This is a genomic window from Campylobacterota bacterium (assembly GCA_040752835.1).
Taxonomy (GTDB): Bacteria; Campylobacterota; Campylobacteria; order Campylobacterales; family Sulfurimonadaceae; genus Sulfuricurvum.
Genome location: JBFMGG010000011.1, coordinates 1 through 20,365, shown reverse-complemented (window position 1 = coordinate 20,365; position 20,365 = coordinate 1). Strand labels below are relative to the sequence as shown.

Sequence of the window (20,365 nt, the reverse complement as noted above, 5' to 3'; positions counted from 1 at the left end):
GAGCAGGGCGGAATATGCTCGCTCGCGCTATCAGAATGTGGCTACAACCCACATCGTGATGAAATATCCGCCGATGAGAAGCCATGCGAACATCGCTCCCGCGGTGTAGAGGGGGGCAAGCCCAAGCCCTTTGAACTTCGCAAAGCGGGTCCCCATCCCCAGCGCCGTCATCGCCATGGTCAGCAAAAACGTATCGATGATGTTGATCGCCGAAACGGCATTTTGAATCGTCGTCGCGATCGCTTCGCCCGCGTGGGCCGACCCGTACTGCGACAGCAGGGAATTGACACCGGCCATCCCGACAAAGTAGACCGCGAACCACGGGATCACGAGCTTGACTCCGCCCCCTGCCGCACCGCTTTTGCGGGCCGTGTAGGAGAGATACATCCCCAGCAGAATCAACATCGGCGCAATCATGATGACCCGGGTCATTTTGACGATCACCGCCGCGTCGGATGCCTCTTTTCCGTACGCACCGCCGACGGCGACGACCTGCGCCACTTCGTGGATTGTCCCTCCGACGAAAATACCGAATGTGCGGTCATCCATCCCGGCGAATACCCCCGCGCTGTAAAGAGCCGGATACAAGAACATTGCGATCGTTCCGAACAGTACGACCATCGAGACGGCGATCGCCGCCTTGTGCTCTTCGGCCTTGAGGACGGGCTCGGTCGCCAATACCGCCGCCGCGCCGCAAACGGAGGCTCCCGATGCTGTCAGCATCGACGTGTCGCGGTCCATTTTAAAGAGCTTCTGTCCCAGCCAGGTCCCCAGAACGAACGTCGAAGCAAGCATGATGAGCGACACCATAAATCCTTCCATCCCCACCTCGGCGATCTCCTGGAACGTGATCCTGAAACCGTAAAAGACGATCGCAAAACGGAGGATCTTTTTCCCCGAAAAGGTGATCCCCCCCTCCCAGGCGGAGGGGATGCGGTTATGCAGGGTATTCGCGTAAAAGATACCGATCACGATCCCCACGACCAGCGGCGATATCCCGAGATTTTTGATGAGACTCGTCTCGGCGATCATCGTGGCGGCCGCAGCGAAAATCGCCACGAAAAGGATGCCGCTGAGGGTGTCTTTGCGTTTTGCGGGTGAAAACGGCATGCAGGACTCCTTGAAAAAAATTACGCAATTATAGGGAGATTCGGGCGATTTTAAAAATCAGCCCGATTGAACAACATATTCATTTTTACGGAACGATGACGTTCATCCGCACGGGGACCTCTTTGGTCTGTCCAAGGGCTGCTTTCTCGCTGCCTTTGAGAACGATCCGCTTCTCCATCCCCGCCGTTTTGGCCAGATGCGCGTGAATCGCCTCGGAACGTCGCTGCGCAAGTGCCTCGAGTTCCTGAGGCTGCAACGGCTGCAGGGGAATAAGCCGCTCGATCAACGCCGCGCTGTAGTGGCGGACGTAAGCCGCCTCTTCGGGATACTTTTTCTCCAACTCACCGCGTAGCGCCCTGAGCTCTTTGCGCTCGAGCGCATCTTCGGCCATCTCCTCCAAAACATCCAGCGGAAGCGCATTGGGCGAATCGGCTTTGAGGGTTTTATCGGTTTTGAGCGCCTGGCTGAGCAGTTTTTCCCCGCGCAGGGCGTAACCGTCGGCCTCGTCGTTCCATCCGCCGTAGACTTCGAGATTCAGCTTGGGCCGTTTTTGGAGTACCGTCACGAGCTTGTCGAGCTTTTCGCGCTGCGGCGGCTGCAGCAGAGCCGATCCCCCTTCGAAATCGATCGAAGCGAGCGAATCGTCCTCGATCCCGAGCAACGATCCCAGGAGCCTGAACGGCGAGGTCACCGCCTTGGTAAAGAGGTTCGTGATCACCTGCCACACCACCTGACCGTATTTGAAATCGGGTTTGTTGACGTCCCCCACCACCGGCAAATCGATGTCGATGACCCCGTCGGAATCTTCGAGCAGGGCAACCACCAGCCGCATCGGCCACGGGCTGCCCCCCTCTTTTTCCTCTCCCAGCTCGATCTGGCGGATGACCACTTTGTTCTCCCCCTTGAGCTGCCCTTCATCGATCTTGTACCCCAGGTTCAGGAAAAGCTTCCCGCCGTCGATCCTGTATCCCAGGAACTGGAGGGAGTAGGGGGTATAACGGGGAAGATCGAGGTTGTCGAACGCCACCTTGAGGTCGGTAAAGCGTTTCGGCGCCTTCGTGTTGAGCTGCCCGTCGATTTTGGCCAGGCCGTATTGGTCGACACCCCCTCGGAGCTTGACGAAGGTGGTAACGTTTTTCGTCGTCGAAATCCCCATCACCGAGCCTTCGAGATCGTGGATGTACGTCTTGAACGGCAGCGGGAGCGAACGGTCGCTGAAGGTGGCGCTGCTGTCGCGCACGAGGAGTTTGACCACATCCAGACCGAACGGGTTGCCCGACGATCCGCCTGAAGCTTTGCCGCCCTCTTTGCGCTGCGCTTTGGCCAATGTCGAGAAATTGAGCACCTTTTTCTCGTCGATGAGAGCATTGACGTAGAGGCCGTCGATGGCAAGATGGTTGATTTTGAGCCGGTTGTCGGGATAGGCGTAGGCAAAAGGGGTGACGCCGATCGTATTCCATCCCAGCAACACCGAATCGTCGCGCGTATCGTTGAGTACCCAGTCGTTGAGCGCAAGTTTCCCTTTTACCGTCGCACGTGATCCCGTGTAGCCGTAGTTTCCGCTAACGGAGAGATCGCCGCGCCGCAGCGATGCGTACGTGGAAGGTTCAAGATAGGGATCGAACCATGCAAGATTGAGATGGCGGACGTCGAACATACCGCTGCTGTTGAGCGACGAGCGGACGAACTTCCCGTTGAATTCCAGGGTGCTCAGGGCGTTGAGCCGTCCGTTCAGCGCGAAATCGTTGGGCGTATCGGGGTTGCTCTCGAATCCTCTGAGCGTGGCGTTGAGCCGATCGATCCCGAGCACGACTTTTCGGGCGGGAACTTCGTCGACGAGCGATGCCCGGGCATCGCTCAGGGAAATCTCTCCGACCCGGTAACCCCAGCCCCCTGCGTCGTTCGTCTCTCGCGGCGATACGGCGGCGGGGTGCGCAGGGCGGTAAAGATACCCCATCAGATCGATCGATCCGTCCCTGAGCCGTTTGAGCGAAATTTCGGGAGCCGAAAGGCTCACTTTCCCCACCTCCGCAAACCGTCCTTCGCGACGGATACTCACCCCGTCGACCGCAATCGCATCGATCCCGGCGACGCTTGCCCCATCAGCGCTGCGAACCATCCGGATCGCGTCGGTTGCGAGCGAAAGCTCCAGCGGCTTTTTGGGATCGGCGGTGACTGCCCCCGTACGCAGCCGGCCGTTCGAAAGGCTCAGGGTGTAAGGGTGCTGCGGGGCGTTGTCGTTCCACACCAGACCGGTTCCCGCCAGCGAAACGCTCCCGATCCGGAAATCCCACGGGACGGAGGGGGCGGTTTTCTTCGCCGGATCGGCCGGAAACGCCTTTTGAATTTTGCCCGCGTATCGGAGCCAGTCGATCTCTCCGTCGGCCCCGCGGGTCGCACTCACGTTCAACCCTTCCAGCGCCAGCGACCCCGCCTCGAAATGCCGACGCATCGGAAGGAGCTTTCCGTCGCTCAAACGGAGTGACCCCAGGGTCAGCAGGTTACGGTTTTCCCCCTTGGGGATGATCCGCAGCCGGTTGACGTCGAAACGGAGCCGCGAGATTTCGGTGGCGTTGACGTCGCTGCCGTCAAAGCGGTAATCGAATCCGAACGCGGCACTGCCGTCGGCAACCTCGATCGGAAATTGATCCCGAAAATAGCGCCAGGGGGTATAGAGTTTCCCCGAATCGAACGCGACGCTGCCCCCGATTTTCAACGGCGAAAGCGCGTCAAGTTTCCCTTTGAGATCGACAAAACCCCCATCATTAATCGAGGCGTAAAGGCGGAGCTTCCCTTCGGCGGCCGAAAGATCGCGCAAATCGATGTTATCGAGCGAAAATCCGATCGGCCCGACCCCCAGGGTGTAGGCTTTTCCCTTTGCATAATCGCGGTAATCGAGCGCACCGTCTTTGAGAACGAATCGTTTGATCAGGAGTTTCGGCGGTTCGGAAGGGCCCTTCTCGCTCTCCTGCGACGATCCGGGCTCGGTCAGGAAGGCAAAATTGAACGCACCGTCTTTCCCACGGTGAATCGCGATTTCGGGTTCGTTCAAGACGACGTGCTTGACTACCCATCCCCCTCTCCAGAGATAATCGAGCGGATCGGCGTTGAGAGCCATTTGTTTCATGGCAAAAAGGTCTCCGCCCCGGGGAGTTTTAAATACCACCCCCTCGAGTTTCAGATGAAACGTAAACGGATTGAACGCGGCGGAGCGAACCGACAACTGCCCCCCCTTCGTCGCTTCGGAAACTTTTTGGGGAACGACGTTTTTGATAGCGTAGGGAACGGCGAAAAAGCCCACGACGCCGTAAAGGAGGAGCCCCGCCGACAGTGACTTGAAAATGAGCAATTTTTTCATCGTTTCCCCTTTTAATATTTCCTTTCATTTTAGCATAGTTAAAACTCTTTTAGGAGATAATCGATCCCTATATTCGTTTATCACGGGAGCAACCATGAACCGCAAGAAAATCTACAACCCGACTTCCAGCGAACACGTCAACGACCGGCGTATTTTCGGAGGGAACCCGACGGGGATTTTCGAGCTCAACAACATCAAGTACCAATGGGCCTACAACCTGTGGGAGATGATGCTCAACAACACGTGGTTCCCCAAAGAGGTCGACATGACCCGCGATGCGGTCGACTACAAATACCTCACCGAAATGGAAAAAACGGCGTACGATAAAGCTCTCTCTCAGCTCATCTTCATGGACTCGCTGCAAACGAACAACCTCATCGACAACGTCAACCCCTACGTGACGGCCCCCGAAATCAACCTCATCCTCGTACGCCAGTCTTTCGAAGAGGCGCTCCACTCCCAAAGCTACGCCGTCATGGTCGACTCGATCAGCCAGAACAGCGAAGAGATCTACGATCTGTGGCGCAAGGACATGATGCTCAAAACCAAAAACGACTCCATCGCGGCCCGTTACGAAGAACTCGCCAGCGATCCCAGCGAGAGCGCCTTTCTAAAAGCGTGTTTTGCGAACCAGATCCTGGAAGGGATCTACTTTTACAGCGGATTCACCTACATCTACACCCTCGCCCGTTCGGGAAAAATGCTGGGATCGGCACAAATGATCCGCTTCATCCAGCGCGACGAGGTGACGCACCTGGTGCTGTTCCAGAACATCATCAACACCCTGCGCCGCGAACGGAGCGACCTCTTCACCGAAAAACTGATCGAAGAGGTCTACGACATGTTCCGCAAGGCTGTCGAACTCGAAACCGCCTGGGGGAAATACATCACGCAGGGGCAAATCCTCGGTCTGACCAACGAGATCGTCGAGCAGTACATCCAGTACCTCGCCGACCAGCGCCTGAGCGCCGTCGGACTCAAGCCCCTCTACGGCGTCTCCCATCCGATCAAATGGGTTGATGACTTCTCCAAATTCAACGACCAGAAAACCAACTTCTTCGAAGGGACGGTCACCAACTACTCCAAAGGAAGCCTCAGTTTTGACGACTTCTAATTCCCGCAGCGTCGTCTCGCTCTGCTTTCCGACCGATCCCGATTTCGATACCAACCTTGAGCGGCTTCGCTCCCTCATTACCCAAGCCCCCGAAGACGCGATCGTGGTCGCCCCCGAAGTGTGCCTCAGCGGCTTCGCATACGACCGTTTCGACGAAGCGGCCGATTTTACGGTCCAGGCGCTCGATGCCCTCTTGGGATGCGCGGGAGAGCGTCTTGTGATCTTTACCGCCATCACCCGCACCGACAAGGGGATGTTCAACGTCGCCTACGCCCTCCACGCGGGGCGTATCGTCCATACGCAGGCCAAAGCCAAACTGTTTGCCCTCGGGGGCGAAGAGAAATATTTTCTCCCGGGAAACGACCGCGACATCGTCCCCTTCGAGTTCGAGGGGATCCGTATCGGTCTCCTGATCTGTTTCGAGCTCCGCTTCAAAACCCTGTGGCAACGGCTCGAAGGGTGCGATCTTATCGCCGTGTGCGCACAGTGGGGAAAACTGCGCAGCGAACACTTCCTTACCCTCACCAACGCGCTGGCCGTGATGAACCAGTGCTACGTGGTCGCTTCGGACGCGGCCAACGAAGATACCAGCGGCATGAGCGGCATCATCACCCCTTTTGGCGGAGAGATCCGCAACAACGGCTCCCAACTGCTGGCTTCGCGCTATGAAGCCCGTACGGTCGCTTCGATGCGCCGATACCTCGACGTAGGAATAGCATGAACATCGACCGCATCACCGCCATCAAAACAACGCGCATGGCCGAGGAAATTTCGAAAAAATTCCCTCTGCGCCCCGTCGTACGCGACGCGATCATCCACACCAACCGCGAAGCGTTCGTCCCGCTGGCGATGCGTCACAATGCCTACCGCCTCGATGCACTGCCCATCGGTGCGCAGCAATACATCTCCTCGCCGCTCACCGTTGCCAAAATGACGCAGTACCTCAGTCCCGAAGGGTGCGACAGTGTCCTTGAAATCGGATGCGGCAGCGGCTATCAGGCGGCGGTCCTCTCCAAAATCTTCCGCCGCGTCTTTACGATCGAGCGGATCGAATCGCTGCTGCTCGAAGCCAAAGAACGGTTCCGCCATCTGAAGCTGGGAAACATCCACACCCGTACCGACGACGGGCAAAACGGATGGGAGCAGTACGCCCCGTATGATCGGATTTTATTTTCGGCTTCGGCCAAAACGGTCCCCCAAAAGCTCTTCGACCAGCTCCGGGAGGGGGGAATCCTGATCGCCCCGGTCGAAAAAGGACGAGAACAGGTCATCACCCGCTTTACGAAGCAGGGGGGTAAAATCCACGAGGACGCCCTCGAAATCTGCGATTTCGTCCCCGTACTCGATGGGGTGGTGCGCAAATGAACGATCAGCGCGAATTCTGGAACGAACGGTTTTCCAAGGAGGGGTACTTTTACGGCCTTGAGCCCAACCGCTACGTCGCTTCCCATATCGACGCCTTCACCGCACCTGCCAAAATCCTTTTCCTGGGAGAAGGGGAAGGGCGCAATGCGATTTACGCCGCGCAGCGCGGCCATAACGTCACCGCGCTGGACGCAAGCGACGTAGGGCTGGCCAAATGTGCCGAACGGGCCAAATCCGCCAACCTTACTCTCGAACTGATCCATACCGATCTGGAGGTATGGGAACCGGCTGAAACGTACGATGCCGTAATGTGCTCGTTCCTCCATCTTCCCGAACCGCTCCGCAGCGACGTCTACACGAAAGTGCTCGGCATTCTCAAAAGCGGCGGTCTTTTTGCCGGAGAGTTCTTCTCGATCGCTCAGATGCCCCGTACGACGGGAGGGCCCAAAGACGAAACGCTCCTCTACACTGCCGATGCTCTGCGCTCCATCCTCGCAAACCACCCTTGCGACATTCTGGAGCTGATCGAATGCGACACCGACCTCAGCGAGGGAAGAGGGCACGTCGGTATCGCCTCGGTAGTACGGATGGCGGTACGAAAATCATGAGCCTCCCCGAAGCATTTAAAGAGCGGCTGGAAAAGATCGTTCCACGTGACCGGTTCGCCGCGATCCTCAAAACCTTCGACGCCCCCAAACAGGTGACGTTTCGGGTCAACACCCTCAAATCAACCCCTGCCGAGCTCGAAGCGGAACTCTCGCAAGCAGGTATCGCCTTTGAGCGCGTCGAATGGCTGGAGGGGGTATACCGCATTGCCCCCGAGGACAAACTGCGCCTGACCCAAACGGAGGCCTTTTACGGCGGCCGCCTCTACATCCAGAACCTCTCCTCGATGATCGCCCCCGTATTGCTCGCACCGCAGCCCGAAGAGACGGTCCTTGACCTCGCCGCCGCCCCCGGGGGCAAAACGCTCCTGCTGGCGGGGATGATGCAAAACACGGGGTGGCTCTCGGCTGTCGAACCCTCCCGCGAACGGTTCTTCCGACTCTGCGACAACCTGAAGCAGCAGGGGGTCACCAATGCCCACACCTACATGACCGACGGCCGCAGCGTCGGGAAAAAATGCCCCGAAATGTTCGACCGCATTCTTCTCGATGCCCCATGTTCCTCCGAAGCGCGGTTCAAGACGTTTGACGATAAATCGACCGCTTTCTGGAGCCTCCACAAGGTCAAGGAGACTTCCAAGCTCCAGCGCCGGTTGCTCCTCTCGGCCTTCGATGCCCTCAAACCCGGAGGGAAGCTCCTCTACAGCACCTGCTCCTTCTCCCCCGAAGAGAACGAAAGCCCCCTTCAGCACCTTTTAGAGCGCCATGGAGCGCATTTAAAGACCATACCCCTCACGTTACCCTTCGACAACGTCCAAAAGCCTCTGGAACGGTGGGGGAAAGAGGTGTATGACGAGCGTATCCAAAACGCCGTGCGGATTCTCCCCACCGATACCGTCGACGGGTTTTTTATCTGCCTGCTGGAAAAATCATCGTGAAGTCCATTTTATTTGTCTGTCTGGGGAACATCTGCCGCTCTCCCATCGCCGAGGGGGTCGCGCGCATGCTGATAGAGCAGGGGGGTCACGGGATCACCGTCGATTCGGCCGGGACGGGAAGCTGGCACGTCGGCGAAGCGCCGTGCGCACATTCCGTCACCGTCGCCCGCAACAACGGCGTCGATATTTCCCGCCTCCGCGCCCGTCAGGTGACAAAACACGATTTCAAAACGTTCGACCTGATCGTCGCGCTCGATGCGAGCAATTACCGGGATCTAAAAGCGATGGGATGCCAAAATCTCGTGAAACTCGGGGATTACGGATACGGTGGGGCGGATGTCCCGGATCCGTATTTTTTTGACGGCTTCGAGGGGTTCGAAAACGTCTATGCGATGATTCGCGAATGCGTCTCGGAGCTCCTCGCCAAACACTTCTGAAGACTAAAACCTCATTTCGAGGTAGATCATATCGTAATTCGACCCCCCTTTTCGGACGTTGTTGACAAGTCCAAAAATACCGGAGCGGTGTTTGAGGGCGTATCCCAGATAGATATCCTTGTATCTCTCGCCGCCGACCATCCGCCCCACGTCGATATCGATGCTGACGTCGAGGTAATTCAGAAACCGCGACGTCGCGCTCCCTTTGTGCAGCGCCTCGTTCTGCTCGACGGTAGGCACGCGGTTGGAATAGGAGAACCCCTCTCCCGCACCGATGCGCATCCGGTTGTTCCACCCGTTCAGATTGTAATAGGCTTTGAGGTAAAGGACCCCTTCCCAGAAATCCTTCTGATAGCCGTTTTCGTAGAAACGGTAGAGCGCCCCTTTGAGGTACAGGTCGATCGGTCTGTCCCACAGGTTTTCGGCCAGCAGGTACCCCGCATCGATCCCCAGGACGTGCGTTTTGGCGGTATCGAACTCCCCCTCGCCGCTGAGGATCTCGCCGAAATCGTTTTTGTCGGCCTTTCCCCATCCCAGCCGCAGCGAATAAGGCTCCGCCGCGCAGAGGGTGCCGGCACCCAGTACGAGGGCCAGAAGAGAGGTCCATACCGCCTTGTTCATCGCTCTACCCGCTAAAGGGGAGTTCCTCGTAACCCATCGACGATCCGGCGATGTAAAGGGGAGCCTCCTCGGCCCGCCCCTCATAGCGCCCGATCGCCAAGGCGGCGGTGTGCGGCGTTATTTCGGCCGTAATCCCCTCGCTCATATCGAGGGAGGGGAAGAGGTTGTCACCGACCAGCTTTGCGTCGGTGACCCCGTCGATCCGGAACGCTACGTCGATCCAGTCGTAACCTCGGGCTTTGTCCTGAACGCTGAAACGGATTTCAATGGAAGTAGGGGAGAATGGGGTGATGGAGCGGACCTCGCCGTGGCGGGCGTATTCGATCCGTTCCAGTAACAAAGAGAGGGAGGAGGCGTTAAGGGGCTTTACTGGCACCCTTCACACTCCATTGAGCGGTCCGCCGTATCCTGTTTCGCTTCGGGCGACTGGGAACGGAGGTAGTAAGTCGATTTGAGCCCCAGTTTCCAGGCAAGCATGTAAATATCGTTGAGGTACTTGCCGCTTGCCTTGTCGAGGGTGATAAAGATATTGAGGCTTTGCCCCTGATCGATCCATTTCTGGCGGATGGCGGCCGCTTTGACGAGGATCGTCTGATCCAGATCGTACGCCGGGGTGTAGTACCCCCACGTATCGGGGTTGAGTTTGGGGGCCACGACGGGGATAAGCCCCGAAAGGTTCTCTTCGAACCATTTGCGTTTGTAGATCGGTTCGATCGTCTGGGTGGTTCCGGTGAGGATCGAGATCGACGACGTCGGCGCGATCGCCATCAAATAGCCGTTGCGCATCCCCTGTTTTTTGATCGTTTCGCGCAATGCATCCCACTCGTAGTTGGGGGCAAAAAGGCCTCCGCGGTCGATCAGGTTCTGCACTTCCGCCGATGCGTGATCCATCGGTAGAATTCCCCGGCTCCATTTAGACCCTTCGAACTCGGGATAGGAGCCTTTTTCGACGGCGAGGTCGCTGGATGCCTTGATCGCGTTGTAGCTGACCGCTTCCATCACTTCATCGATCTTGTCAAAATGTTCCTGAGACCCCCACACGATCTTCTGTTCGGCCAGCATCTGAGCTTCACCCATGACCCCAAGACCGATCGCACGGCTGCGCATGTTGGTCCGTTTGACTTTCTCCAGCGGGTAGAAGTTCAGATCGATGACATTGTCCAGCGCACGGATCGCTACGGGAACGATACGGTCGATGTCCTCTTTTGTGTGGACGCGCGAAAGGTTGACGGAGGCGAGGTTGCACACCGCGGTCGCACCGTCAACTTTTTCCTTTTCGACGATGTAGATCGCTTTGCCGTCCAGCGAATCGAGGGCGGTGATTTTTTTCGCCGGTTTCGTGATTCCGCTGTCGACCTTCACCATCTCCTCTTCTTCAAACGTGATGAACGTCCCATCTTCGAATTTGAGCTTCACCAGGTAATGGTTGGGCTGCGTGTTCTGGAAAATCTCGGTGCAGAGGTTTGAACTGCGGATGATCCCGTAGTGGTCGTTCGGATTGGCACGGTTGGCGCTGTCTTTGAAGCACAAGAAGGGGCTTCCGGTTTCGAAATAGCTCGTGAGGATCTTTTTCCACAGGTCTTTGGCTTTGGTATGCTCTTTGATGACGGCGGGATCCTGTTCGAGTTCGAGATAGCGTTTTTCGAATTCGGCGCCGTGGAGTTCGGTCAGCTCTTTCACGTCGAAGGGATCGAACATCGTCCAGATCCCGTCTTCGACGACCCGCTTCATGAACATGTCGTTGATCCACAGGGCGGGGAAGAGATCGTGGGCGCGGCGACGTTCTTCACCCGAGTTTTTCTTGACGTCGAGGAAATCTTTCACGTCCATATGCCACGGTTCGAGATAGACCGCTATCGCCCCTTTGCGCGTGCCGAGCTGATCGACGGCAATCGCGATGTCGTTCGTGATTTTGAGGAAAGGAACCGTACCGCCTGCCGCGTTTTTGTGACCGTCGATAAACGATCCCATCGCACGCACCTGCGTCCAGTCCCAACCGATCCCGCCGCCGAATTTGGAGAGGAGGGCCATCTCTTTGTACGCGTCAAAAATCCCTTCGATGTTGTCGGGAGAGGAGCCGATGTAGCACGAACTGAGCTGGTGACGCGTCGTTCTCGCATTCGAGAGGGTAGGTGTCGCCATCATTACTTCGAATTTCGAAATCATGTCGTAGAATTTTTTCGCCCATCCCTGGCGGTCTTGCTCATTTTGCGCCAGGAACATCGCTACTGCCATAAACATGTGCTGAGGAAGCTCGATCGGGTCACCCTTGCGGTCTTTGATCAGGTAGCGGTCGTAAAGCGTTTTAATCCCGAGATAATTGAATTCGAGGTCCCGTTCGGGAACGATGTAGGCGTCCAGATCGGCCAGGTCGTATTTTTCTTTGAGGCCGAGCAAAATCCGCCCTTCGCCTTCTCCCCGCTCAAAATAGCTCTCGAGGCTTCCGTATCCCGTAAAACCGTTGACGCGGTGGTAGAGGTCGTACAAGAATAGACGTGCGGCGACGAACGTCCAATTGGGCGTATCGATATCGATCTTGTCAACGGCCGTTTTGATCAGGGTCTGCTGGATCTCGTTGCTCGTAATCCCGTCACGGAACTGGATCTGCGCGTCGACTTCCAGTTCGCTCTGCGAAACGTTCGTCAGCCCTTTCACGGCCGCGGAGGTGTATTTTTGAATTTTGGTAATATCGAGCGGCTCGCGACGGCCGTTGCGTTTAATAATCGTTAGCATCTTGCTCCCTCAGACTCATAAGTGGCTGTATTATAGTCACTCTAAATTTTATAATTTCTTATACCGATTCTACGTTTTTTTTTGTGCTTTATTTGAACACCCGGGCGAAAATTTTGTCGACATTTTTGGTGTAATAACCGTAGTCGAAACAATCGCGGATCGCCTCTTCGCTCAAACTCTGGCGCAGCTCTTCGTCATCGAGGAGATACTGCAGATAGAGGCTCTCCCCTTTCTCGTTGATCGCGCTTTTACCTTGCTGCAACCCTTCCCATACTTTCATCGCGTTGCGCTGAACGATCCGGTAGGCGTCTTCGCGGCTCACACCTTTGAGTGGAAGTTCGAGCAGCACCCGCTGAGAGAAAACCAACCCGCCGGTGAGGTTGAGGTTTTTCATCATGTTTTCGGGATAAACGACCAGATTGGCAATCACGCCGTTAAAACGGTGGAGCATGAAATCGGATGTGATGAACGCATCGGGGAGCCAGAAACGCTCGGTCGAACTGTGCGAAATGTCGCGCTCGTGCCACAGGGCGACGTTCTCCATCGCCGGAACGGCATACGCACGGATCATCCGCGCAAGCCCCGTAATGTTTTCGGTCAGGATCGGGTTGCGTTTGTGGGGCATCGCGGAAGAGCCTTTCTGCCCTTTGGAGAAAAACTCTTCGCACTCGTACACTTCGGTACGCTGCCAGTGACGAACTTGCACGGCAAATTTTTCAATCGAACTGGCTACAAGCGCCAGTGACGTCGCCAGACGGGCGTAACGGTCGCGCTGGATCACCTGGTTGGATGCGGGTGCCGGTTTGAGTCCCAGTTCCTCGCACGCGTACTCTTCGAGTTCGAGCGGAGCGTGGGCAAAGTTCCCCATGGCTCCCGAGACCTGTCCGACGGCGATCACTTCCATCGTCTCTTCGAGGTTTTTGAGATGGCGGGCCATTTCGTCATACCAGACCGCAAGAACGAGACCGAACGTGATGGGCTCACCGTGGATGCCGTGGCTGCGTCCGACCATTAAAGTCGTCTTGTGTTCGAATGCCCGTTTTTTAATCGACTCCATCACCATTTTGACGTCTTCGATAATCAGGGCAAGCGAATCTTTCATCTGCAATGCGACGGCGGTGTCGACCGTATCCGAAGAGGTCATCCCGTAATGGAACCAGCGGCTCTCATCGCCGAGCGTTTCGGAAACCGATGTCGTAAATGCGATCAGATCGTGTTTGGTCACCGCTTCGATCTCGTCGATCCGCTCAACACTGAATCCGGCATTTTTGACGATCTTTTCGGCATCTTCGTCGGGGATCAGCCCCAAACGGTTCCAAGCCTTGACTACCGCTTTTTCGACATCGAGCCATGCCTGGTATTTGGCCTGCATCGTCCATTTGCTTTTCATCTCTTCACGGGCGTAACGTTCTACCATGAGTGTTCCTTACTGTGTTAAAATTACGTATTTAGATTGTGGTCAGCCATGCAATGCCTCCCTCTTTTCGAGGTGAGCTTCAGCGCCGTTGAGGCTGGCGTCGCCGAAGAGTTTTTCATCTCTTCCGGTACTCTAATCTTTATTATATTAGTCTACCCAACCCTCCCTTATAAAGGAATATATTTTGCCTTTCGTCGTTAAAAAGCTCCATGCCCCCGTCAAACAAAAAGCGTTTCTCTTTCTGATGAAAGAACTGGGATACACCCAAAAAGAGGCGCAGCGTCTGATCGCCAAAGGAAGACTGTTTGTCAACGGTGAGGTGATGGACAATCAGGCGGGGTTCGTGGAGGGGGATTTCGAGTTCGTCTGTTTTGAACCGTTATCCAAAGGACTCACCCCGACGTTTGTCGCTAACGATTTCGCGGTCTACGACAAACCCAGCGGTCTCATCGTCCATCCCCAGAACCGTCATACCCCTTATTCGCTCAATGACGAAATCAAACACCGTTTCGGCCAGGACGCTAACATTACCCACCGTATCGACCAGGAAACGAGCGGGCTTGTTTTGGCCGCCCGTAACAAAACCAGCGAACGTGTTTTGAAGATGATGTTCGAGGAGCGTGAGATAACGAAACGCTATCTTGCGTTAGTACGCGGAAAGCTGGAGCACCCTTTGGACATACGCGAACCGTTGTTACGAAAAGAAGATCAAAGCAGCATCGTGCGGATGATCGTTCGTGTCCATCCCGAAGGAAAACCCTCGCGTACCTTTATCACTCCGTTGGAGTATTTTCCCGATATCGATGCGACCCTCGTCGAAGCTTCGCCGCTTACCGGCCGTCAGCATCAGATACGGGTTCATTTGTTTCACGTGAAACATCCGATCATCGGCGATCCCATTTACGGACAGGACGAAAACGATGCGGTGCGGTTTCTGGACAAGGAGATGAGCGAGGAAGAGCGATTTGGGAATACCGGGGCAACCCGGCTACTGTTGCATGCGCATTCGCTCGAATTCGAATACGGTGCCAACCCCTATCATATCGTATCGCGTGAAGATTTCGTCAGAGAGTGTTTCGAAGCGATGAAAGTTACTCGCCCCCTCTGATGTAACGCTGACGCTTTGCCTCTTTTATTTTTGAAACGTCAACGAGGATGTAACCGTCGATGCAATTGTTGAAATCGGTATCGATGCCGAAATCCATAAACTCTACCCCTCCCTCTTCGCACAATTCGCTGTATTGTTTGTAGAGAGTCGGAACCGACACGTCAAATGACTTGAGATAATCTTTGAGACGTTTGAAGTCCTCGGCGTAATCGTTTCCGACGAAGAAATCGGCAAACTCCTGACGGACGTAATCGGAGAGGCGGTAAGGAGAACGGGCCCTGACGCGATTGTGGAACGAACCGAAATAAAGGGTGTAAAAATAGACGAGCGCCTCCTGGGCGTGTTTGGGAAAACTCCCCGAAATGCTCACCGGCCCATACATGTATTTGATGTGGGGATTATGACTCAGATACGCCCCGATCCCCTGCCACAAATAATCGAGCGCGCGGCTTCCCCAGTATTTCGGCTGGACAAAACTGCGTCCCAGCTCGATGGCGTCTTCGAGGATCGGATCCATCGCATCGTCGATTTCGCACAGATCGTTCATGTACAGTCCTTCTTTTCCGAGCCATGAAAGGATCCATCCGGATTCGCCGATCCGATAAGCTCCGGCAATCTCCAGCGCTTCGTCGTCCCACAAAATCAGGTGGTGGTAATAACGGTCGAATTCGTCCACATCGCGTGCTTTTCCGCTCCCTTCGCCCACCTTGCGAAACGAATACTCGCGAAGACGTCCGATTTCATTGACGATGTTCGGAGCGTTTTCCTGCTCGATGAGTACGATCTGTTTTCCGTCGCTGGTCATTCCCAGCATTTCTCCGCGGCGCAATTCGCTGCGAATCTCCTGCCGCGATACGGGATGGGCGATGGAACATTCGGTCGGGTAGATCCCTTTTTTCCCTTTGGAAAGACGCAGGAGATGTTTACGAAACAAACGTGCATGCCGTTTTTCGCTGACGTGCAAATCGTTCAGTGCTTTGTGGCTGACGACTTCCCCGATCGTAAATTCGAATACGCGGTTACGCGCCGCAAACATTTCATGACTGAGCAGTAACGCGCCCAACGGCTTGTAGATCCACGACGCGGCATAAAACAGCGGAGTGTTGCGGGCTTTGATGTAAACGGGGAGGATCGGCGCGGCGTTGCGTTTGGCGAATTTCACGAATCCCCCTTTCCACGCCCCTTCCGTGATTCCGAACAAACCGGCACGCGATACTTCGCCCGAAGGGAAAAAAATCACCGCTTCTTCGGCCTGAAGTGCATGATCGATCTGACGCAGCGCGTGTTTGGAGACTTTCTCGTTGACGTTGTCCACCCCGATCAAAAACTCTTTAAGCTGGGGAATCGCCCCGAGCATTTTATTGGCGACGATTTTGACTTTTTTGTCCTGCCGAACCGAACACACCATTTGAATGAGGCACAATGCGTCCAATGCGCCCAGAGGATGGTTGGCCACGATCACCACTTTCCCCATCGAGGGAATATGTTCGATTTGGCGATGGATGGTTTTGTACGAAACGTTCAGGTGTTCCAAAGCCGCCGCGATGAACTCGATCCCTTTTTTGTCGTCGTGTTTGACCATAAAACGGTTGATCGATTTTTCGTGCAGGAGCAATCGCAAAACTCCGATCAAACTTTTCGTAACGATTCCCGGATTTTCAAACAAACGCGGGTGCGTTTTTCGTAACATCATTTCTGCATTGACCATGTCGTCCCTCTATAATATGGTAGGTTTGTACAATGCTAGATCGTGTTAATTTCGGATTGATTACGTTTTGATTACCCGATGATTACGCCCCGTTAGGGTCCAAAGCGCAAGATGTGATGTGAATAACTTTTACTAACAGCGCCTTAATAATTTTTGAAAATAGGAAAATTTCTTTCAGGCCCCTAAAATATGGAGTTTCAGGCGTTTGAAAGGTTGCCCGTTTCAGATCTTTTTCAGATAAATTTTTTCTGAAACAAGAGAGTTTTTGTATCGATTTGCGGAAGAAAAAACGATGAGTTATTCACAAGAATGTCACAGTGTGAATATTACACATTTTGAAAAATTTTAACGTTTTTGAAAAGTTTTCAGAATTGTCTCAGGTGCATAACAGGGAAAAACACACCCGACGATACTTAATCGTTTTGTGATACCGCCGGCCCGTTCAAAAATTATTAACGATCTCTAAGACTCTTTGGATACACTTCTGGATCGGCGACCTTCCTGGTGTGTCGGTCGCCTTTCCGATCCCGATTTTATTTCTGCTTGTTTTTTTCGAGCTTGACTCTCTGCGCGTGCGTAATCGCCACCGCCATCGCATCGGTAATATCGAGCGGCTTGATCTCTTTGGTAATCCCCAGTATCTGTTTCACCATGAATGCTACCTGTTCTTTGGCCGCTTTGGCTTTCCCCGTCAGCGATTTTTTGACCTGCAACGGCGTATATTCGGCAAACATTCCGTATTCCTGCAACAGTTTGAGAGTGACCGCCCCACGAAATTGGGCCAGTTTGAGAACGGTTTTGGGATTGTGGGCGTAAAAAATATCCTCCATCGCCACTTCGTCGATCGTGTGGGAAGCGAAAATCTGCTCGATCGCTTCGCATACTTGCGGTATCTGATATTGCAGCGCTTCGCTTTTCATTTTGATGAGACCCGCTTCGACCAGACGTATTTTCTGCCCCTCGATTCTTACGATCGCGTATCCGCAGTTGCGCGTTCCCGGATCGATTCCCAAAATCGTCATATTTTCTCCGTTCACAGGGGTGAATAAAAGATATTCACCCTTTCTTTGAGCCTAATTATAGGGAAAAAAAGATATTATTCACATCTCTATTCACATTCAGGGAAAACGATGAACTCTATCGGCAAACAAGTATTGAACGCGTTGAAAAATGAAATCAGCGAAATCGATTATCAGCGTTACATCCGGCAGCTTGAATTCAACGAAAACGATTCGAAAAGCAATCTGGCCGTTTTTCACGCCCCCAATCCGCTGATCGCCAACTGGATCCGCACGAAATTTGCCGATAAAATTTCCCATCTGTTTGAAATCAAAACCGGCGTCAGACCCTCCGTCTCGATCGTCGTCAAAACCTCAACTCCCGCAACCGCCCACAATCCCGTCGTAGCCGCCCCGGCGGAACGTCCCAGCGGCGGATCGCTCCTCAATCCCTCCTATACGTTTCAAAACTTCGTCATCGGGGGATCGAACCAGTTTGCCTACATCTCGGCCAAGGCGGTCAGCGAAAAACCGGGCATCGTCTACAACCCCCTTTTCATCTACGGCGGCGTCGGGCTGGGAAAAACCCACCTGATGCAATCGGTCGGAAACGTCATGCTCTCCCAGGGCAAAACCGTCATCTACACCTCGGTCGAACAGTTTCTCAACGATTTTCTCCGCCACCTAAACAACAAAACAATGGACCGTTTCAAGGACAAATACCGTAAATGCGACCTTCTTCTCATCGACGACATCCAGTTCCTGAGCGGCAAAAACCAGCTTCAGGAAGAGTTTTTCCATACGTTTGAAGCCCTTCGCAACGAGAACAAGCAGATCATCATCACCTCGGACAAACACCCCAAAAAGATCGGCGGGATCGAAGAACGGCTCATCAGCCGTTTCGAATGGGGCCTCGTGGCCGATATCCAGCCTCCCGAACTGGAGACGAAAATCGAGATCATCAAGAAAAAATGTGAAATCAACCGGGTCAAACTCGACCGCGACGTTATCAACTATGTCGCCACGATCATCGAAAACAATACCCGTGAAATCGAGGGGATCCTCTCGAAACTCAATGCCTATTCACAGCTGATGGGGGTAGACATCACCATCGAATTTGCACGAAACGTCCTCAAAGAACAAATGGCCGAAAAGCGGAGCAACATTACGATCGATCTCATCATGGACACGGTGGCCAAAGAACTCAACGTCAAACCCAGCGAAATACGCTCGAAAAGCCGTAACAGCAACATCGTCTATGCGCGCCGTATCGCCATCTATCTCTCCCGTTCCCTCACCCCCAACTCAATGCCGCAGCTGGCACAGTACTTCGGGATGAAAGATCACACCGCCGTCAGCCATACGATGAAAAAAATCCAGGAGCTGATGAAAAACGACGAGGATTTCCGCATCAAGATCGAAGAACTCTCGAACAAAGTCTCGACCGTAACCGACGAATAATTTGTGTTTGTCAACCCGTTTTAAAAAAGATATAATTCAAGATGTGAATCGATGTGAATGAAAGCGATCCTTTTGATCACATCGGTTCATTCCCGAAAACAGGAGTTTGTGGAGCGTTTTCACACATTCACACCCCCTTATTACTAACTACTAGATACTGATGTTATAAATATAAAAAAGGAGCTTTGGATGAAAATTACCGTTGACAAACCGGTGCTCGAAAACATATTGCTGCACTTGCAGCCCTTTCTCGAAAAGAAAGACACTTCCCAAATCACCTCCCATATCCTGCTGAGCACGGACGGACGGACCCTGTTTGCCAAAGCGACCGATTACGAGATCGGACTCTCCATGCAGACCAATTCACTCACCGTCGAAGAACCCGGCTCCGTAACCGCCAACGGTAAAAAACTCCTCGACATCGTCCGGATCCTCAAAGACGAGGAGATCGAACTGGAACTGGAACGTGAAACGCTTCACATCCGTCAGAAACGTTCCAACTTCAAACTCCCGACATACAAAAGCAGTGAGTTTCCCTCCTTCCCCTCGACGGAGAACAAACCCAACATCGCGATTAATTCCCAACTCCTGATCGAATCGCTCAAAAAAATCACCCCCGCAGCCGACACCAACAATCCGAAATTCGAACTCAACGGAGCCCTGATCGACATCCGCTCCAACCAGATCAATTTCGTCTCGACCGATACCCGTCGGTTGGCCCTCGTTCACATCGACGGTCAGAGCGATCACGAACTCTCGATCATCGTCCCGAAAAAAGCGATCATCGAAATCCAGAAACTCTTTTCCGAAAACATCGAGATCTACTACGACAATACCCATCTCATCATCAAATCCGAAGACTCGCTGTTCTTTACCAAACTGATCAACGGCAAATTCCCCGATTACACCCGTATCATCCCCAAAGAGTGCCAGCGGACCATTACGTTGCCCAAAAGCGCCATCGTTACCGCGATCAAGCAGATCACGACCATTTCGAACGACTTGAAACTGACTTTCCAGAAAGACGCCATTTTGTTCGAAAGTCTCAGCGACGACAACATCGAGGCCAAAACCGCCGTCGAGATTGAGAACGGCTTCGACGTCCCCTTCATCCTTGCGATCAACAGCCGCTACATCCTCGATTTCCTTGGGCAGATCAATACCCCCGATTTTATCCTCGAAGCCAACGAATCGAACCAGCCTTTCGTTTTGCGCGAAAACAACTTCAAAACGATCGTGATGCCGATCGTCATCTAAAAAATCTTGGGTCTCTTTAAAAAGTGGTTGATTTCCATTTTTGACCCTCTGAAACTTAAACGTCAAATCTCATCTGTCCAGACTCTAGCATCTGAGCCAGCTTATCGATTGACACACCATAATTGATAACCTCAT

General features: G+C 54.0%; 17 protein-coding genes. 9 read left to right on the top strand and 8 right to left on the bottom strand.

Annotated elements, in window-relative coordinates:
• Positions 1 to 30: 30 nt before the first annotated feature.
• Both AB1763_11175 and AB1763_11170 read right to left on the bottom strand, forming a co-directional pair.
• Positions 31 to 1,110 carry a YeiH family protein gene (locus AB1763_11175; protein ID MEW5833385.1) on the bottom strand — a complete coding sequence of 360 codons (1,080 nt, stop codon included), beginning with the start codon at positions 1,108 to 1,110 and terminating at the stop codon, positions 31 to 33.
• Positions 1,111 to 1,195: 85 nt separating this feature from the next.
• Entirely contained in the window at positions 1,196 to 4,468 is a 3,273-nt protein-coding gene (locus AB1763_11170; protein ID MEW5833384.1) for a DUF748 domain-containing protein, read from the bottom strand.
• 94 nt (positions 4,469 to 4,562) lie between these two features.
• On the opposite strand from AB1763_11170, the gene AB1763_11165 reads away from it, so the two are divergent.
• The 6 genes from AB1763_11165 to AB1763_11140 are packed head-to-tail and all read left to right on the top strand — an operon-like array spanning position 4,563 to position 8,927.
• A complete protein-coding gene (locus tag AB1763_11165) occupies positions 4,563 to 5,582 on the top strand; it encodes a ribonucleotide-diphosphate reductase subunit beta (protein MEW5833383.1) in 1,020 nt (339 codons plus the stop codon).
• Positions 5,569 to 6,303, top strand: coding sequence for a carbon-nitrogen hydrolase family protein (locus AB1763_11160; GenBank protein ID MEW5833382.1), 735 nt, complete (start codon positions 5,569 to 5,571; stop codon positions 6,301 to 6,303). Before AB1763_11165 ends, AB1763_11160 begins: the two co-directional genes overlap by 14 nt.
• Entirely contained in the window at positions 6,300 to 6,947 is a 648-nt protein-coding gene (locus AB1763_11155; GenBank protein MEW5833381.1) for a protein-L-isoaspartate(D-aspartate) O-methyltransferase, read from the top strand. Before AB1763_11160 ends, AB1763_11155 begins: the two co-directional genes overlap by 4 nt.
• Positions 6,944 to 7,555 carry a class I SAM-dependent methyltransferase gene (locus AB1763_11150; protein ID MEW5833380.1) on the top strand — a complete coding sequence of 204 codons (612 nt, stop codon included), beginning with the start codon at positions 6,944 to 6,946 and terminating at the stop codon, positions 7,553 to 7,555. Before AB1763_11155 ends, AB1763_11150 begins: the two co-directional genes overlap by 4 nt.
• Positions 7,552 to 8,490, top strand: a complete 939-nt coding sequence (locus AB1763_11145) for an RsmB/NOP family class I SAM-dependent RNA methyltransferase (GenBank protein ID MEW5833379.1) — start codon at positions 7,552 to 7,554, stop codon at positions 8,488 to 8,490. The genes AB1763_11150 and AB1763_11145 overlap by 4 nt, the downstream gene beginning before the upstream one ends.
• Positions 8,487 to 8,927: a low molecular weight protein-tyrosine-phosphatase gene (locus tag AB1763_11140; GenBank protein ID MEW5833378.1), complete on the top strand. Its 441-nt coding sequence runs from the start codon at positions 8,487 to 8,489 to the stop codon at positions 8,925 to 8,927. The genes AB1763_11145 and AB1763_11140 overlap by 4 nt, the downstream gene beginning before the upstream one ends.
• A gap of 3 nt (positions 8,928 to 8,930) precedes the next feature.
• Here the strand turns inward: AB1763_11140 and AB1763_11135 are convergent, their stop codons facing one another.
• The 4 genes from AB1763_11135 to purB all read right to left on the bottom strand — a co-directional run bounded on the left by AB1763_11135 (position 8,931) and on the right by purB (position 13,698).
• Positions 8,931 to 9,548 (bottom strand): hypothetical protein, encoded by a 618-nt coding sequence (locus tag AB1763_11135; protein MEW5833377.1) that lies wholly within the window; start codon positions 9,546 to 9,548, stop codon positions 8,931 to 8,933.
• A 4-nt stretch (positions 9,549 to 9,552) separates the two neighbouring features.
• On the bottom strand, positions 9,553 to 9,924 hold the full coding sequence (locus AB1763_11130) for a hypothetical protein (GenBank protein MEW5833376.1): 372 nt from the start codon (positions 9,922 to 9,924) through the stop codon (positions 9,553 to 9,555).
• Positions 9,915 to 12,281, bottom strand: a complete 2,367-nt coding sequence (locus tag AB1763_11125) for a ribonucleoside-diphosphate reductase subunit alpha (protein MEW5833375.1) — start codon at positions 12,279 to 12,281, stop codon at positions 9,915 to 9,917. Before AB1763_11125 ends, AB1763_11130 begins: the two co-directional genes overlap by 10 nt.
• 88 nt (positions 12,282 to 12,369) lie before the next feature.
• Positions 12,370 to 13,698, bottom strand: a complete 1,329-nt coding sequence (purB, locus tag AB1763_11120) for an adenylosuccinate lyase (protein MEW5833374.1) — start codon at positions 13,696 to 13,698, stop codon at positions 12,370 to 12,372.
• Positions 13,699 to 13,882: 184 nt separating this feature from the next.
• On the opposite strand from purB, the gene AB1763_11115 reads away from it, so the two are divergent.
• Entirely contained in the window at positions 13,883 to 14,806 is a 924-nt protein-coding gene (locus AB1763_11115) for an RluA family pseudouridine synthase (protein MEW5833373.1), read from the top strand.
• Here the strand turns inward: AB1763_11115 and AB1763_11110 are convergent.
• Both AB1763_11110 and ruvC read right to left on the bottom strand, forming a co-directional pair.
• Complete coding sequence (locus tag AB1763_11110) at positions 14,790 to 16,496, bottom strand: lysophospholipid acyltransferase family protein (protein ID MEW5833372.1); 1,707 nt, start codon at positions 16,494 to 16,496, stop codon at positions 14,790 to 14,792. The two genes, AB1763_11115 and AB1763_11110, sit on opposite strands and share 17 nt — an antisense overlap.
• 551 nt (positions 16,497 to 17,047) lie before the next feature.
• Positions 17,048 to 17,536 (bottom strand): crossover junction endodeoxyribonuclease RuvC, encoded by a 489-nt coding sequence (ruvC, locus tag AB1763_11105; protein ID MEW5833371.1) that lies wholly within the window; start codon positions 17,534 to 17,536, stop codon positions 17,048 to 17,050.
• 108 nt (positions 17,537 to 17,644) lie between these two features.
• Between ruvC and dnaA the strand changes: the two genes are divergently transcribed.
• Entirely contained in the window at positions 17,645 to 18,973 is a 1,329-nt protein-coding gene (dnaA, locus tag AB1763_11100) for a chromosomal replication initiator protein DnaA (protein ID MEW5833370.1), read from the top strand.
• A gap of 189 nt (positions 18,974 to 19,162) precedes the next feature.
• The gene (dnaN, locus tag AB1763_11095; GenBank protein ID MEW5833369.1) at positions 19,163 to 20,230 is read left to right on the top strand and encodes a DNA polymerase III subunit beta; all 1,068 of its coding nucleotides are present in this window, start codon (positions 19,163 to 19,165) and stop codon (positions 20,228 to 20,230) included.
• The last annotated feature ends 135 nt before the right edge of the window (positions 20,231 to 20,365 follow it).